15 protein-coding genes are annotated in these 16,870 nt (G+C 36.1%); 9 read left to right on the top strand and 6 right to left on the bottom strand.

Annotation, left to right across the window (positions count from 1 at the left end):
* Nucleotides 1-7 precede the first annotated feature (7 nt).
* The 4 genes from JJL45_RS13745 to JJL45_RS13730 form a co-directional block, all read right to left on the bottom strand.
* Nucleotides 8-1,114 (bottom strand): alkene reductase, encoded by a 1,107-nt coding sequence (locus tag JJL45_RS13745; protein ID WP_068601942.1) that lies wholly within the window; start codon nt 1,112-1,114, stop codon nt 8-10.
* A 1-nt stretch (nt 1,115) separates the two neighbouring features.
* Nucleotides 1,116-1,307 (bottom strand): hypothetical protein, encoded by a 192-nt coding sequence (locus JJL45_RS13740; RefSeq protein WP_067145850.1) that lies wholly within the window; start codon nt 1,305-1,307, stop codon nt 1,116-1,118.
* Nucleotides 1,308-1,398: 91 nt separating this feature from the next.
* On the bottom strand, nt 1,399-2,376 hold the full coding sequence (locus JJL45_RS13735; RefSeq protein WP_068601944.1) for a polysaccharide deacetylase family protein: 978 nt from the start codon (nt 2,374-2,376) through the stop codon (nt 1,399-1,401).
* A gap of 6 nt (nt 2,377-2,382) precedes the next feature.
* Nucleotides 2,383-3,042 (bottom strand): NAD(P)H-dependent oxidoreductase, encoded by a 660-nt coding sequence (locus tag JJL45_RS13730; protein ID WP_068601946.1) that lies wholly within the window; start codon nt 3,040-3,042, stop codon nt 2,383-2,385.
* Nucleotides 3,043-3,136: 94 nt separating this feature from the next.
* Here JJL45_RS13730 and JJL45_RS13725 point away from each other — a divergent pair, with 94 nt between their 5' ends.
* Nucleotides 3,137-3,994, top strand: a complete 858-nt coding sequence (locus JJL45_RS13725; protein WP_068601948.1) for a helix-turn-helix domain-containing protein — start codon at nt 3,137-3,139, stop codon at nt 3,992-3,994.
* Here JJL45_RS13725 and JJL45_RS13720 read toward each other — a convergent pair.
* Nucleotides 3,991-5,016 carry a LacI family DNA-binding transcriptional regulator gene (locus JJL45_RS13720; RefSeq protein ID WP_068601950.1) on the bottom strand — a complete coding sequence of 342 codons (1,026 nt, stop codon included), beginning with the start codon at nt 5,014-5,016 and terminating at the stop codon, nt 3,991-3,993. The genes JJL45_RS13725 and JJL45_RS13720 overlap by 4 nt on opposite strands.
* 120 nt (nt 5,017-5,136) lie before the next feature.
* On the opposite strand from JJL45_RS13720, the gene JJL45_RS13715 reads away from it, so the two are divergent.
* From JJL45_RS13715 to JJL45_RS13685, 7 genes are all read left to right on the top strand, one after another.
* Entirely contained in the window at nt 5,137-7,431 is a 2,295-nt protein-coding gene (locus JJL45_RS13715; RefSeq protein WP_068601952.1) for an FdhF/YdeP family oxidoreductase, read from the top strand.
* 157 nt (nt 7,432-7,588) lie between these two features.
* The gene (gene nirB, locus JJL45_RS13710; protein WP_068601953.1) at nt 7,589-10,102 is read left to right on the top strand and encodes a nitrite reductase large subunit NirB; all 2,514 of its coding nucleotides are present in this window, start codon (nt 7,589-7,591) and stop codon (nt 10,100-10,102) included.
* A 23-nt stretch (nt 10,103-10,125) separates the two neighbouring features.
* Nucleotides 10,126-10,503, top strand: a complete 378-nt coding sequence (nirD, locus tag JJL45_RS13705) for a nitrite reductase small subunit NirD (protein ID WP_067145862.1) — start codon at nt 10,126-10,128, stop codon at nt 10,501-10,503.
* Nucleotides 10,504-10,527: 24 nt separating this feature from the next.
* Nucleotides 10,528-11,112 carry a DUF4202 domain-containing protein gene (locus JJL45_RS13700; RefSeq protein ID WP_068601955.1) on the top strand — a complete coding sequence of 195 codons (585 nt, stop codon included), beginning with the start codon at nt 10,528-10,530 and terminating at the stop codon, nt 11,110-11,112.
* Nucleotides 11,113-11,122: 10 nt separating this feature from the next.
* Nucleotides 11,123-12,943, top strand: coding sequence for an ATP-binding protein (locus JJL45_RS13695; protein WP_068601957.1), 1,821 nt, complete (start codon nt 11,123-11,125; stop codon nt 12,941-12,943).
* 34 nt (nt 12,944-12,977) lie between these two features.
* Nucleotides 12,978-13,358, top strand: coding sequence for a RidA family protein (locus JJL45_RS13690; RefSeq protein ID WP_202664175.1), 381 nt, complete (start codon nt 12,978-12,980; stop codon nt 13,356-13,358).
* A gap of 49 nt (nt 13,359-13,407) precedes the next feature.
* Nucleotides 13,408-14,073, top strand: coding sequence for a response regulator transcription factor (locus JJL45_RS13685; protein WP_068601960.1), 666 nt, complete (start codon nt 13,408-13,410; stop codon nt 14,071-14,073).
* Between the two features lie 107 nt (nt 14,074-14,180).
* Here JJL45_RS13685 and JJL45_RS13680 read toward each other — a convergent pair whose 3' ends face one another.
* Nucleotides 14,181-14,600 carry a lipocalin family protein gene (locus JJL45_RS13680; RefSeq protein ID WP_068601962.1) on the bottom strand — a complete coding sequence of 140 codons (420 nt, stop codon included), beginning with the start codon at nt 14,598-14,600 and terminating at the stop codon, nt 14,181-14,183.
* A 269-nt stretch (nt 14,601-14,869) separates the two neighbouring features.
* On the opposite strand from JJL45_RS13680, the gene JJL45_RS13675 reads away from it, so the two are divergent.
* Entirely contained in the window at nt 14,870-16,360 is a 1,491-nt protein-coding gene (locus JJL45_RS13675; protein ID WP_202664174.1) for an MFS transporter, read from the top strand.
* Nucleotides 16,361-16,870 lie beyond the last annotated feature (510 nt).

The raw sequence follows: 16,870 nt of genomic DNA, 5'->3' as shown, positions 1-16,870 counted from the left end.
TTTTTGCCTACAAAAATGGATAATCGGTATACCCTCGAGCTGTACCGCCACCAAATAGGGTATGTGTATCACTTATGGTATTTAATTTTGCATTTAGTTTTACACGTTTAGGATAATCGGGGTTGGTTAAAAAGTTCCTTCCAAAACCTACTAAATCTACCAAGTTTTCTCCTAATAAGGCATTAGCTTGCTCTGGCGTTTTGTTTCCTGTGGCTATAATGGTATTCGTGAAATTTTCACGTAAGGTGACTCTGAAATCAGCGGGGATTTCTGGAGCGTCATCCCAATCGGCTTCACATAAATGAATGTATGTCACACCAATTTTTTCTAAGGCTTTAGAAGCGATTTTAATGGTCTCCAATATTTCAGGGTCGTTCATATCCTTAAAACTGATGAAAGGTGATAGTCGAACCCCTGTTTTTTCTGGTCCTACGGTATCGGCTACTGCCTGAGTGATTTGGGTTAATAATCGCACACGATTTTCTTTGCTTCCGCCATATTCATCGGTTCTTTCATTGGAATTACTTCTTAAAAACTGATCGATTAAATAACCATTTGCACCGTGAATTTCAACACCATCAAAACCAGCTTCAATGGCATTTTTTGCGCCTATTTTAAATGCTTCAATCACCTGATTTATGTCTGCTTTGGTCATGGCTCTAGGTGCTTCAACCGGCACAAACGTAGCATCTCCGTTTGGTGCGCCATCAAAAATATATACATTAGTTTCCTTGGCTATTTTGGCAGAAGGCGCAATGGGTTGTAGGCCATTAACTTTCGAGCTAGAAACCCGTCCTACATGCCACAATTGTAAAAATATTTTACTGCCTTTTTTATGAACTGCATCGGTTATTAATTTCCAACCTTCAATTTGTTCTTGGGTATAAATACCTGGAGTGTTGGCGTAACCTTTTCCTTGTAAAGAAACTTGAGTGGCTTCCGTTATAATAATGCCAGCTTCAGCTCTTTGTCCGTAATATTCAGCCATCAAGGCATTAGGCATATCACCAGGTTGGGAAGCTCTAGAACGTGTCATGGGAGCCATTAAAAAGCGGTTTTTTAAATCTAAATCTTTCGATTGGTATGCTGAAAATAAATTGATTGTATGAGACATGTTATTTTTTGAATATTTTATACAGTAGATATATGCTTACGAAAAAAAGTACGGGCCATAAAATGAATAAATCAACTCTAATAATAGCACCAACTTCTTTTGGAGCCCAGACGAAATATAAATAGGCTTCATAGGCTAAATAAATAACCCACATGGTAACAAGAATGATTTTATATCGTTTTTTATGATTCATGATTTATAATGTTTTAATTAAATTAGAAATTGTTATCTACATTCTAAATTAATCATTTAGCTTATAAAATGAACGGATTGGAACTCTTTTATTACTTATTAAATTCGATTTCAGAATTATCAATAGGCGTGTTTGGGTCGTTTTTTACCATGTTTGCAATGGCATCTTTTCGCATAAAAACAACACCAGAATGAGATTTTGCATATTTAATAAAGGCATCAACCACATGAACCACGGCTGGTGCGCCTCCAATTCTGTCGTGTAAACTTACACTCATCATGCGTCTTCTTGTACTGCCTTCTTCATATAATTGGTCGAATTCAGTCTTTAGTTGCGCCAAAAACTGATCGGGACTCCATTGTTTTCCTTCTATATTTACAATATCGTTATTTCTTAAGGTGTAGGGCATCACCACAAAGTTTTTACCGCGTACTTTAGTAATAAATGGTTCGTCGCGACTTAAATCGTCTATGTGATATAGGAACCCTAAATCTTGTAAAACTTTAAGGGTATTTGGTCCTCTTCTTAGCCAATTGGCATTGTAACCAATGCCGCGTTGCCCCGTAATGGCTTCAACGGTATCGATGCCTTTTTTTATGAATTCTAATTCATCTTCATAACTCATATCCCATTGATCGCTCCACGAGATGCCGTGGGCCGCTATTTCATGACCGCCATCGGCAATAGCTTTGGCGACTTCAGGGTATTTTATAGCCGCTTCACCAACCACATGAGAAGTCACTTTTATATCGTGTTTTTTCCAAAGATTTAACATGCGGTAAACGCCTTCTTTGGCACCATATCTAAACCAACTTTCGGCAGGCATATCAGGATTGCCTTTAGGTAATGGGTTTCCAGAAAACGGACTTTCGGCACCTTCGGGTTGACCACCGGTTTCAAATTGCATAGAAAATGAAATGACCAACTGGGCGTCATTTGGCCAATATGTTTTTGTGTTTGTTGCTGTATTTTTCATAACTGTTTCTTTAGATGCATTGTTATTGCATGAAGTCAATGCTAGTAAACAAATAAGGGTTGTCGCTAATGTAATGTGTGTTATTCTTTTCATGGTTTGTTATATAAATGTTACAACGTTTTCTAGAGTCCTTCTGGTTTTTTCTCGCGGTTCATTTACACGGTAGCCAAAAGCGACCATATAAGATAATCCGTATAAATTCGTATCTATCCCTAAATCTTCTTTTAATATTTTTTCACTTATAGATTGATTAAACCCTTCAATAGGACAAGAGTCAATGCCAATCATAGCGGCGCTTGTCATCATATTTGCCAAAGGAATATAACACTGCTTTGAAGCCCAATCGAAAAGTTTTCTGTCGTCAGATAAATCAAAATCACTTTTTTGAAAGGCCTCATACATGCTGCCTTTTTGTTCAATTACATTCTCGGGTAATTCTTGAATGTCTCTCATAAACTCTTTAATATAGCTGCTGTCGTATTTTGTTAAAGGTGCTCTCATAGTTAGCCCTAAAACAAAATGACTTGCAGTATCTAACTTTGCGGTGGCTCCCCATGCGCTTTCTTTTAATTTGTTTCTTAATTCAGGATCTTGAACGACAACAAAATGCCAAGGCTCAAAACCAAAAGAACTTGGAGATAACACGCCAGTTTTAAGTATGAAATTCATATCGTCATCACTCACTTTTTTATTGGTGTCAAATAACTTACAGGCATGTCTAAATTTGTAAGCTTCTAATATGTCAGTTTTATTAATCATGGTTTAAGTTTTAAATGATATGACAAAGGTACAGGGAGAGTTAAAAGTTAATGTTGTATAAATCCATTGTATATTTGTATAATTATATAGTAATATGGTACAGCGTTTTTATATCACAAAGGATTTAGATGTTATTGAATTTGAAGCCGTTAGTGAATGGGGGTACCCCAGGCATAAGCATCTTTTTTTTGAACTTACGATAGTGCTAAAAGGTAAGGGGCAACATTTGTTAAATGATAATATTGTGGATTATCAATCGGGTGATGTTTTCTTTTTAACGCCTAAGGATGAGCATGAATTTATTATTTCAGAAGCCACAACCTTTGGTATCATCAAATTCACAGAGCAGTTGTTTCTTGAGAAATCATCCTTTTCAACCAGTAGGTATTGGCGCAAAAATTTAGAAACTGTTATTTTTCATTCAAATATTATAGCCGAAAGCATAGTGCGTTATGAATCAGATAAAATCCAAATTAATGGATTGTACCAGTTAATCAAGCATGAAATAAATAGTAGCATGCTTTATAATCGTTATGTGTTATCAGAATTGTTTGGTGCTTTAATGGTCGTTTTATCTCGTAATTTAAAATCGAGTTTGGAAACTAGCTCATTAGAATTAGTTTCAGATGAAGAAAAAATAGAAAACATCCTGACCTATATCAGGCAAAATGTATTAAATAAAGAGATGATTAGCATTAAAACTATCGCCGAGGCTTTTTATATGTCACCAAATTATGTGAGTTTATTTTTAAAGAAACACATCGGGATTTCAGTGCAGCAGTACGTTATTCAAACGAAAATAGATATGGCTGTACGTTTGTTGAAGCAGCCAAACTTGAGTATTAGTGGAATCGCTGAAAAACTTGGTTTTGTGGATGCTAGTCATTTTAACCGTCTATTTAAAAAGTACAAGGGGGTAAACCCGAGCGAATTCAAAAAGCAGCATAGTTAATCCAATGGCTTGGTGCTTTCGCGTTCAATTAAACTTGTTTTAATAATTTTGGTTTCATAAGGTTTCGGTTGGTCTTCATTTTCAATACGATCAATAAGCATTTTAGCAGCCGTTTCGCCAATGTATTTGCCATGCTGACTAATAGCTGAAATGGAAGGAGAGAGGTGTTGCAGGAGTTTTCCGTTTGTAAAACAGGCGATAGATAATTCTTCAGGAATTTTATACGTCATGCGTTTTACCAAGTGCAGCACATTAACAGCGGCACTTTCTTCTAAACATAGCAAACCATCAATAGATTTATCAGCTAAAATAATTTTCATGATGGTATCAAAATCTTCATGATGCCCTATGCGTACAATTAAGCGTTCTTCAATAGGTATATTAAAAGTTTTTAATGCTTTTTTGTAGCCTTCAACACGTAGTTTGCCAACACTCAAATTATCGATAACCGAAACGAGGGCCACTTTTTTACAGCCTGATTTTATAAGATGACAGGTAGCGTGATAGGCGCCTTCTAAATCGTTAACAATCACCTTGTCACATTCTAATTCATCCGAAACACGATCGAACATCACGATTGGCACACCTTCATTTAGCGTGTTTTTTAAGTGGGTGACATTCTGTTTTACCTGAGTTTCTTCAGCTAAAGAAATGATAATACCATCTAGATGACCGTGCTTTAATAAATCGATGGTTTTTACTTCTTTTTCGTAAGACTCGTTAGAAATACACGATACCAATTGATAGCCTTTTTGGGAAGCAATGTGCTCGATACCCATAAACACTTTGGCAAAAAAAGTATTCATGATGTTTGGTATGACCACGCCTATAGTTTTAGTGTTTTTATTTAATAGATTTAATGCTGTTACATTAGGTTTATAGTGATGGAGTTTGGCGTATTCTTTTATTTTAGATTTAGTATTCGGACTAATCTCATGGCTGTCTTTTAGCGCTTTAGAAACTGTGGCTATCGAGACATTAAAGTTTTTAGCGATATCTTTTAAAGTAATTCTTTTTTTCATGTAAAAGAAAGGAAATAGGTGTACAATTTAGTACAATAATTTTTGATGATAACGAAGTCCATTCATTACTGTTATAATATTCATTTAAAAAAAACGATATTTGAGTTAAATACAAGAAAAATGAGTTTATCTGCGGAAGAAAAAGCATTGACGCCAGAGGAGTCTAAAACCCTTAAAACCACAAAACCACCAGTAAACAGTGTGGGTTTTGGAGGTATAGTAGCAGCCTTTAAGCAAACATCAAAGTACATGAATCTTAAAGATACTTTTGTGTTGGCGCGAAAAATGAATCAGAAAGGTGGCTTCGATTGTCCGGGGTGTGCATGGCCAGATCCGGATGATGATAGGTCTTCATTAGGCGAATTTTGTGAAAACGGATTAAAAGCTATAGCTGAAGAAGCTCAGAATAAAACTATTGGCGCCGATTTTTTTAAGAAACACAGCGTTGATTCATTAGCCACATGGAGCGATTTTGAAATCGGAAAATCTGGACGATTAGCGGAACCGATGTTTCTGGCTGAAGGTGCCACTCATTATCAGTCGATTTCCTGGGAAGATGCTTTTAATAAGGTTGGTGCGCATTTAAATGCTTTAGATTCTCCAGATGAAGCAGTCTTTTATACCTCGGGAAGAACGACTAATGAAGCGGCTTTTTTATACCAATTGTTCGTTCGAGAGTTTGGAACTTCTAATTTGCCCGATTGCTCAAATATGTGTCATGAAGCGAGTGGCAGCGCCTTGTCTGAAACCTTAGGCATAGGAAAGGGCTCGGTAACTTTAGACGATTTATACAAGGCAGAATTGGTGCTAGTCGTGGGGCAAAACCCAGGAACAAACCACCCGAGAATGTTAACCGCTTTAGAGAAATGTAAAAATAACCGCGGAAAAGTGGTGGCTATCAATCCGCTACCAGAAGCAGGATTAGTTAGGTTTACCAATCCGCAAAACCCTATAAAATTATTAACCGGCGGAACACAAATTGCCGATGTATTTGTGCCAATTACCATTAACGGTGATGTGGCTTTTTTTAAAGCCATACTATTAAAGTTGTTACAAGCTGAAGAGAGTCAAGGTGGTGTATTCGATAGGGAATTTATAAATGAATTTACCCATGGATATGATGCTTTTATAGCAGATTTAAAAACTTACAATTTTGAAGCTTGTTTAGCGGCTTCAGGGGTGTCGTTAGATATTTTTAATCAGGTTTTTGATTTGGTTTTAAACAAAAAGAAAATCATTATTTGTTGGGCTATGGGCTTAACACAACATGAAAATGCAGTTGATAATATACGTGAAGTTGTTAATCTTCTGCTTTTAAAAGGAAGCATTGGTAAGGAAGGCGCAGGAACCTGTCCTGTTCGTGGACATTCAAATGTTCAGGGCGATAGAACGGTTGGGATTTTTGAAGCCGCGCCACAGGCGTTTTTAGATAAAATTGAAGATAAATACGGATTTAAACCTAGCGCCAAACACGGTTATTCGGTTATCGAGGCCATAAAAGCCATGTACGAGAAAAAGGCCAAAGTGTTTTTTGGTTTGGGTGGTAATTTTATTTCGGCGGTACCCGATACTCTATATTCCGCGAAAGCGTTAGAAAACTGCAACTTAACAGTGCATGTTAGTACCAAGCTTAACCGCTCTCATTTAGTAACAGGAAAGGAGGCACTCATATTTCCTTGTTTAGGACATACCGAAAAGGATTATCAGAAATCGGGGCTTCAAATTCAAAGTGTCGAAAACTCTATGGGTGTGGTGTCTTCAACTAAAGGTGTTCTAGAACCCTGCTCTAAGGATCTGTTAAGTGAAGTGGCTGTAGTTTGTGGTATCGCAAACGCCACTTTAAAGGAACGCTCTAAAATTAATTGGTTAGCGTATAAAGACGACTATACTTTGGTGAGAAACGATATTGAAGAGGTAGTTTCTGGTTTCGATAGTTATAATAAGCGCTTAAATAATCCTTCAGGATTTTATTTACCTAATGGAGCGCGGGTTAGAAAATTTAATACTTCTACAGGAAAAGCTAACTTTTCCATTAATAAAATGCCAGACTGGAAGTTAAAGCACGATGAATTGGTAATGATGACCATACGTAGTCATGATCAATTTAATACCACAATTTATGGTTTAGATGATCGTTACCGTGGTGTGTTTAACGACCGTCGTGTTGTGTTTATGAACCGTGAAGACATGCAAGAACGCGGATTAACCGAGCATCAGGTGGTTAATTTGAAGTCTGAATTCAATGGAATAACTAGAAAAGTACGTAGTTTTAAAGTTGTTGGTTACGATATTCCTAAAAACTGCTGTGCTACTTATTTTCCAGAAACGAATGTATTGGTGCCGCTAGATAGTTTTGCGCATACGGCCAAAACGCCCGCATCCAAGAGCATCCGTGTTACAATTGAGATTCTTTAGGGTTTTCATTAAAACTCATCCTTTAATTTTCTTAAAAAGCAATTAATCGTAAATCAATTTGAGAAATCGACAATAATCGGCTTTCTACGAAAATTTCTTAGAAAAACACAGTGTAAAATAAGTATAAATACTTAGTTTTGTTTTCAAATACGTAATTATGAAACAAATAATTGTAGTTGGAAACGGAATGGTTGGTTATAAGTTTTGTGAAAAATTTGTAGCAACCCAAGAAAGTAAAGACTTTAAGATCACGGTTTTTGGAGAAGAGCCAAGACCTGCTTACGATCGAGTTCACTTAAGTGAGTTTTTTGAAAACCAAGACGCCGAAGCTTTAGAGATGGCTCCTAGATCATGGTATGAGGAAAACGGTATCGAGTTAGTAACTAGCGAGCGTGTCGTAGATATAAGTAGAGGGAAAAAAACAATTACTACGGTAAGTGATCGCGTATTTTCTTATGATTATTTAGTTTTAGCAACAGGGTCTGCACCTTTTGTACCGCCAATTAGAGGGGTAGAGAAAAAAGGGGTTTTTGTATACAGAACCATCGAGGATTTAGAAGGCATGTTGTCTTACGCTGCTAAAATTAAAGCTGAAAATCCAAATGCTAGAGCAGCTGTTCTAGGTGGTGGTTTATTAGGTTTAGAGGCTGGTAAAGCGGTGAAAGATATGGGCTTAGAGCCACATATTGTAGAGTTTGCAAATAAATTAATGCCAAGACAATTAGATTTGAGAAGTAGTCAAGTACTGCAACTTAAATTGGAGTCTATTGGTTTAAATATACACTTAAGTAAAGCAACCAATCAGATTTTAGGTGATGATCGTATCACAGGAATGGAATTTGGCGAAGATGATGTTCTAGATGTGGATATGCTTGTTATTTCGGCAGGTATTCGACCAAGAGATGAGCTAGGAAAAACCTGTGGTTTAGAAATGGGTGTTCGTGGCGGCATTGTTGTTGACAACAAAATGCAAACGTCAGATCCTAATATTTATGCCATTGGTGAAATCGCTTTGTACAATCAAATGATTTACGGTTTGGTTGCGCCTGGTTACGATATGGCTGAGGTTGCTGTAAATCAAATTATCGGGAATACCGAAAAATTAATGCCTGCAGATATTGACATGTCTACCAAATTAAAGTTAATTGGTGTAGATGTAGCGAGTTTCGGTGAGCCGTTTATGCCACCATCTAAAGGACATTCCATTATTTTTGAAAATAAAACACAGTATTTATATAAACGTATTAACGTTAGCCTAGACGGGAAATCACTTTTAGGAGGGATTTTAGTTGGTGATGCTTCAGATTATAGCATGTTACACCAAATCTACCTAAATGGTATGGCTATTCCAGAAGATCCTGCGCAATTAATCTTACCAGCTACCGAAGGTGGTGGCGCTTTTGGTGATGTGATGGATTTACCAGACGAGGCTCAAATATGTTCTTGTGAAAGTGTTACAAAAGGACAGATTTGTGGTGTTATTGAAAGTGGCGAGGCTAAAGATTTAGGAGATGTGGTGTCTTGTACTAAAGCAGGAACTGGTTGTGGAGGTTGTAAGCCAATGGTTAAAGATCTTACCGATGCCACCTTAAAATCGCTTGGTATTGAAGTTAAAGATACCATTTGTGAGCACTTCGAATTAGGAAGACAAGAATTATACGATATTATTAAAATTAAAGGCTATAGAACTTTTAACGAAGTTATAGATAACCATGGAACAGGTTGCGGATGTGAGCTTTGTAAGCCTCTAGTAGCATCGTTAATGGCTTCTATTCATGCCGATACGGCTAATAAAGAATACGCTATTCAAGATTCTAACGATAGATTCTTAGCCAACATTCAACGTAACGGAACCTATTCTGTTGTACCACGTGTGCCAGGAGGAGAAATTACTCCAGATAAACTTATTGCTCTTGGACAGATTGCTAAGAAATACGATTTATATACTAAAGTAACAGGTGGTGTGCGTATCGATTTATTTGGTGCAACATTAAAACAGTTACCATTAATCTGGAAAGAATTAATTAGTCATGGTTTCGAGAGTGGTCATGCTTACGGTAAATCGTTACGTACAGTAAAAACATGTGTAGGATCTACATGGTGTCGTTATGGTATGGATGAAAGTGTAAGTTTTGGTATCGAATTAGAAAACAGATATCGAGGTATTCGTGCGCCTCATAAAATTAAAGGTGGAGTTTCTGGATGTATTCGTGAATGTGCTGAGGCGCGTGGAAAAGATTTCGGACTTATCGCTGTTGACGGAGGTTGGAATCTATACGTAGGTGGAAACGGAGGAGCAACGCCGCGTCACGCCGAACTTTTAGCTGAGCAAATCGATAATGAAACTGTTATTAAATATTTAGATAGATACTTAATGTTCTATATGAGAACAGCTAAACCTTTACAACGTACTGCTGCATGGCAAGAGCGATTAGAAGGTGGTATGGATTACTTAAAAGAAGTGATTATAGACGATAAATTAGGGATTGCTGAAGATTTAGAAAAAGAAATGGAAACCCTTGTTAATAAGTTTGAGTGCGAATGGACACAAGCGGTTAATGATCCTGAAATGATGAAACGTTTCAATCACTTTGTAAATAGTGAAGACGAAGATGATAACTTGGTTTTTGTCCCTATGAGAGATCAAAAAATGCCAGAACCTTGGAATTAATAGTAATAAAAATTTAAGTAAGTATGGAATTAGTTTTAGATAAATACGCAACAACCAAAGTAGAAGATGTCAAGGTTTGGTTTAAAGCCGCATCGGTAAACGATTTTCCTCAAGATGGAGGGGCTTGTGTGAAATATAAAGACAAGCAAATAGCTGTTTTCAATTTCGCAAAAATGGACAAATGGTATGCTTGCCAAAATGTTTGTCCGCATAAAATGGAAATGGTTTTATCACGAGGTATGATTGGAGATGATAAAGGAATTCCAAAAGTAGCTTGTCCATTGCATAAAAAAACTTTCTCATTAGAGAATGGCGAAAATTTAAATGGAGATATGGATGCTATTGCTACTTATCCAGTAAAAATTGAAGGAGAAAATGTGTATATTGGCTTTTCAGAATAATGGAAAGTAATACAATATATACATATGAAGCCTACAAGATTTGAAACCGCAATAGCTTTAATAGATAAAAAAAACGCCGAAGATACTAATACATACCAAGTTGCAGGTATAGACTACCCTAAAGAATTGCTGTATTCACAGCGTATGACAAGGAAGTTACTGCAATTTAACCCTAATGCTTCAAAGGCACTTCAAATCGCGGCAAGAGCACAACACATTTGCCGCTGGAAAATAGCAAGAGATGAGTACCCTATGGATCGTGTGGGGTATTTAAAATGGCGTGAAACTTTAAAGAAAATGCACGCCGAAATTACTGCTGAAATTTTAGAGCAAGTAGGCTACGATCAACAATTTATTGATAGAGTGTCTTTATTAATAAATAAAAAGCTCATTAAAAAGAATGAAGAAACTCAAATTCTAGAAGATACCATCTGCTTGGTGTTTTTAGATTATTATTTCGAAGAATTCGCAGCGAAACATGACGACGAGAAAATTATAGATATTCTTCAGAAAACTTGGATTAAAATGTCGGAGGACGGACATCAAGCCGCACTGAAGTTACCTTATTCAGAGAAAAGTCTTGAACTCGTTAAAAAAGCAATTTCATAAGATGTAATATATGACGAAGCACGGAAATTCATTAGACCAAAGTACGTTTGATAAATTAAGCCGGCTTTATATTATTGCTTTAAGTGCCATCGCGGTCTCTGTCATTGTTAGTCAAATTCTAATTCGTAATCACCTTTCTAATCAGGAAACAGATTCTTCGGTTATAAATGTTGCAGGGCGACAACGTATGTTAAGTCAGAAACTGACTAAAAACGTCGTGTCACTCACTTCAGAAAAATCGCTTGAAGAGCGGATAGCCTTAAAAAATAGAATAAAGGAAACGCTTAATGTTTGGGAGCTTTCGCATCATGCCCTTCAAAATGGTAATGATAGCCTAGGTCTTCCTGATACCAATTCGGCCGATGTAAGAGCTCGTTTTGCTGTACTGAATCCCGTTTTTGATAAAATGAGTTTCGCTACGCAAACCATTATTTCGGAAATTGAACAGTCACCTGACTTAAATTTAGCTGCTTTAAATGCCGAGGTGAACATTGTAAGAGACAATGAAGGTGATTTTCTCTTGATGATGGACGATATCGTAAATCAGTACGATCTTGAGGCTGAGAAAAAAGTCTCTTGGCTGCGTAGACTAGAATCATGGCTTACAGCTTTGACTTTACTTATATTGTTGGCGGAATTTTTATTCATTTTCTGGCCTGCAGCGAAATCTGTGAGATCCACGCTTTCTGAGTTATTGTATGCTGAAAAACGTGCTAAGAAAATGGCTTTTGATGCCGATGAGCTTAGTTTGGCTAAAGAAAAATCCATTAAGGAATTGCGTGCTTTAAGTCGCGCCATGGACGATACCTTATTATTTGCGCGTATTTTACAAAATGGCCAAATCGTACATATGGGTAATAAGTTTTCACGCTTATTTACCTATTCTAAACTTAACGATTTAGGCTTGTTTTGGAAAGTGTTGTCAACCGTTGAAAACGAGCAATTACTAATTGAAGAGTTGGTTGTAAAGTATAAAAAAACAGGTTGGCAGGGTGAAGTAAAAGCGACAACCAAAGCTGGAAAAGATGTATGGTTGGAAATGGCCATCATTCCATATAGTCCTACCGAAGACAAATCGGAGTTGCTCATTATCGCTTCCGAAATCACCGATAGAAAAGAAGCGCAACTTGAAATCGACCGACTTACTGCGGCTAGTTTCGAGGAGAAAATGAATCAGCAAAAAATCATTTCTAGTAAGATTATTGAAAATCAAGAAAAGGAGCAAAACCGAATCGCTAAAGATGTACATGACGGCATAGGGCAAATGCTTACGGGGTTAAAATATAATTTAGAAAGTATTGATACCACTGATGTGGAAAAAGCCACGGCTAAAGTTGAAAACCTCAAAGTACTCGCTTCCGATATTATTAAAGGTATTAGAACGGCAACCTTTAATTTAACACCGCCAGAATTAACCGATCATGGTATCGTACCAGCCATTACGAAGTTAACTCAAGAATTGGCTAAGCTTACAGGAAAACAAATTATGCTGTTTAATAAAACCGATTTTAATCAGCGTTTAGATTCTTTAACCGAAATTAATATTTACCGTATTACCCAAGAGGCTATTAATAATGCGATTAAATACGCTGAAACCTCACATATTCTGGTATCATTATCCCATAGTGAAGATATTTTGAGTATTGTTATTGATGATAACGGTATTGGTTTCAATCCGAGTAAGGTTAAAAATATTAAAAATGGTGATGGAGGTATGGGTATGACCTTTATGAGAGAACGTATTAAATACATTAACGGTCGATTTTTTATAAATTCTGAACCAGGTAAAGGTACACGTGTAACCCTAAATATTCCATTGAAGGAGAAATAAGGCTTACTTTTTAATGCTTTAAAGGTATAAAGATATGGAACGACGATTAATCAGTTCAAACTCCGATTTCGAAAATAAGATAGGCTATTCTAGGGCGGTTGTTCAGAATGGTTGGGTGTTCGTTTCGGGAACTACAGGATATAATTATGAAACGATGCGTATTAGTGATGATGTTGTTGAGCAAACCGAACAATGTTTTGTGAATATCATAAAAGCACTAGAGGAAGCAGGGGCTAGTTTGAAAGATACGGTTCGAGTTACGTATATATTGCCTGTAGCAGAAGATTTTAAAGCCTGTTGGCCCGTTTTAAATAAGTATTTTGGCGACATAAAACCTGCAGCAACTATGATTTCAGCGGGTTTGGCCGATGATAAAATGAAAATTGAAATTCAAATAACAGCACTAAAAGGATAAATACGTAGTTTTACTTAATTTTATTACTTTTGTGCTATAATTAAAGGTTATGGATATTATTAATGTTGTGCTTGCCGATGATCATGTTTTGGTTAGAGATGGAATAAGAGCACTTTTAGAAGATCAATCTGGAGTAAAAGTTGTTGCTGAAGCTTCAAATGGAAAGGAAGCTTTGGAGATTGTTGCAGAGACTAAACCACATGTGCTAATTGTTGATATTAGAATGCCTGAAATGAACGGTATTGAAGTGGTTGGTGTTATCAGTAAAACATACCCTGATGTTCGTACTTTAGTATTATCTATGCACGATTCCGAGGAATATGTGTTAAAAGCTATTCAGGCTGGAGCCGATGGTTACCTGTTAAAAGGAGCCAGTAAAGAAGAGTTTATAAAAGCGCTGAATAATGTGGCGTCTGGTGGTAAGTATTTTACTGGTGATGTGTCTGCCATCATTATGAATAACTTTGTTAACGGCAACACGAGCGCTGCAGTGGTTCCAGAAAAAAAGGTTGTAAAAGATCCGTTTAAACTAACCAAGCGTGAAAAGCAAATACTTAATTTAGTATTGCAACTTAAAAATAATAAGGATATTGCTGAAGAACTTCAAATCAGCAAACGTACCGCTGAGGTACATCGTTTTAACTTGATGAAAAAGTTAGAGGTCAAAAATTTGATGGAACTTAGCAATAAGGCTAAGGAATTCGATTTAGTATAAGTTTCGGGTGTACTTTTTAAAAATGGAAAGCGATGCCTGTTTTCTTGGTAGTTTAAAGCTGCTAACTACACATTAGTGATTACTTAGTGATATATGGTTGGAAAAAGTTATTTTTTTTGATATTTATAACTGCAACCTTCATTGCAAATGGGGCCGCTCGTGGGTGAAACGATAAAGTAATCAGAATAAAATTCCAAATCATAAGTTATATAGCCTTGTTCGTTTTCAGATTCACTATGAAAATCCTGGCAGTTATATTTCAGAAGTAATTTGTTTTCATTTATTGAAAAGTTTCCAGTAGTACATTCGGTAAATCTACTAGAGGTAAATGTTCCGTTTTCCAAAAAATTAATGTCATGGCCGTTTTCAACATCTATCCAGTATTGGGGGCCGCCAGCACTTATATATGCTTCGGTTAGTTCCCATTTACCGACTATCAACGTCTCTTCAGAAATCAATGGTTCATTTGATTTTTCGCAATTGATCAGAATTAAAAGAAGCAGTAGGAAACTATATTTGTATTTCATTTTAAGTATTTGTTTAGTAGATGAAGATTTTCAAAAAAGGTTGCGTCTTAATTACTAATGATTCTTTTGATGGAAACTACTAAAATCGATAATTTCAATTAAAATTTCCCTTTTCTTTTAATGATTCTTCAATATCATTAAACTTAAATTATCAAACTCATATTTTTGTTTAATTACGTAGTTTTAGATGTTTAAAATTAAGTATTTATACTTAATTTTGTTTCGAGAATTAGTTATATCTGTATTATTAATTTTAAACTATTATTGAAATGAATACAACTAAAGGTGCAAATAAAATACTCTTTATAAATACTTTAGCCTTTACTTTTTGCTTTGCAGCCTGGCTGTTAAATGGCATATTGGTTACATTTTTAGTAGACAATCAAGTTTTCAATTGGTCTGGTGTTGAAATAGGATGGTTAATAGGGATTCCTGTTTTAACGGGTGCTATATTCAGATTACCAGCCGGAGTTTTAACGGATAAACTAGGCGGGAAGCCTGTGTTTACAGGTTTATTGTTATTGTGTGCGGTTCCTATGTATTTGTTGTCTTATGCTAACGATTTTTGGTCTTTTGCTTTATGTAGTTTAGGTTTTGGAATTGCAGGTGCTAGTTTTGCCGTAGGTATTGCATTTTCATCCATATGGTTTCCTAAGGAAAGACAAGGTGTTGCCCTAGGGATCTTTGGTGCTGGTAATGCAGGTGCAGCGATAACAACTTTAGTAGGACCTAAACTTTTGGATTACTTAACCGATGGTAAAACCAATTTAGATGGTTGGAGAGAAATGCCTAAAATTTATGCTGGAGTATTGGTGCTTATGGCGGTTATATTTTTCTTAACGACTAAAAATAAGAAGCCTGCTTCAAGTACTAAGAGCTTAAAAGGAATGATGGCGCCGCTTAAAAGTATTAGAGTGTGGCGTTTCGGATTATATTATTTCTTAGTTTTTGGATGCTTTGTATCTTTTGCGGGGTGGTTAGTGCCTTATTATACTAATGTTTATGCTTTAGATTTAGCTACGGCCGGACTTTTAGCATCATGTTTTAGTTTGCCTTCTGGGGTGATTAGAGCTTTTGGTGGTTGGTTATCCGATCGCGTGGGTGCTAGAAAAGTGATGTATTGGGTACTAGGGTCTTCTTTAATTTTTAGTGCGATTTTAATCGTTCCTAAAATGGATATATATGCAGCTGGAAAAGGGATTATGGCTAAATCAGCAGGGACAGTTACAGATGTTAGCGCAACTTATATCGAAGTTAATGGCATTAAATATCCTGTGAAAAGTAAAACGGACAAACTTGCCAACGTCGATGAAGGTTTTCATATTTTTCCTGTGAAGGAGTCTTGGCAAGAAGTACTTGTTCAGAAGGGTGATGAGGTTAAAAAGAAGCAGCTAATTGCTAAAGGGAATACACATATTTTCTTTCAAGCTAATTTATGGATATATGCGATTATTGCGATAATTATAGGTTCTATTTGGGGTATTGGTAAGGCTGCCGTTTATAAGCATATTCCTGACTATTTTCCTGAAGAAGTTGGTGTTGTAGGCGGTATGGTCGGTGTGCTTGGTGGACTAGGTGGTTTCGTTTGCCCAATTTTATTCGGGTACTTATTGGAAGGTACTGGGTTGTGGTCAAGTTGTTGGATATTAATGTTATTCTTATCAGCTATCTGTTTAATTTGGATGCATAGAGTGGTGCAAAAAATGGCCGATAAAGCAACGCCTCAACTGGTGGATAAGTTTGAAAAGGAAATGGAGTAAACGTTTAAGTTTTATTAAGTGTTTGTTATATAGTGCTTTAGTAGGTTGCTTTTTGATATAATGATAAAACTTAAATAATTATTAGACGAATATTATAAAATCCGTAAAACGAGTATTCTTAAATTGTTAATCTTACAAATTTTTCAGATTACTTAATTTTGATGCTTTAAATTAAGTATTTATACTTAATTTTACGATAACAGAGTTTGTGATTTAGGCTTTTTAAATCAAAACATCTTGTTAAATCTGAAAAATTGAAAGTGTTAAGATTAACGAAACGGATTTTTGTATTTGATTAGTTAATAGTGATAAAGACTACTTAAAAGGTAGTGTATGCTACCGCGGTGTCTAATGGTTATTTCATAATTGGGGCCATATAGTGGTTGTGGCTGCGGTAGTTTTCTTTATCAATGACAATGCTCTTAAAAAAATGAAAGCCATTTTTTGGAAATTGTTTAAACGCAATTTAACAGTGGCGATGTAAACCGGTAAAATTGATGGTTTATTTTA

The sequence above is a fragment of the Tamlana sp. s12 genome (genome assembly GCF_016767215.1).
Lineage (GTDB): Bacteria > Bacteroidota > Bacteroidia > Flavobacteriales > Flavobacteriaceae > Pseudotamlana > Pseudotamlana agarivorans.
Note: the sequence above shows the minus strand (reverse complement) of the source record. Positions and strands in the feature narration are given on the sequence as shown.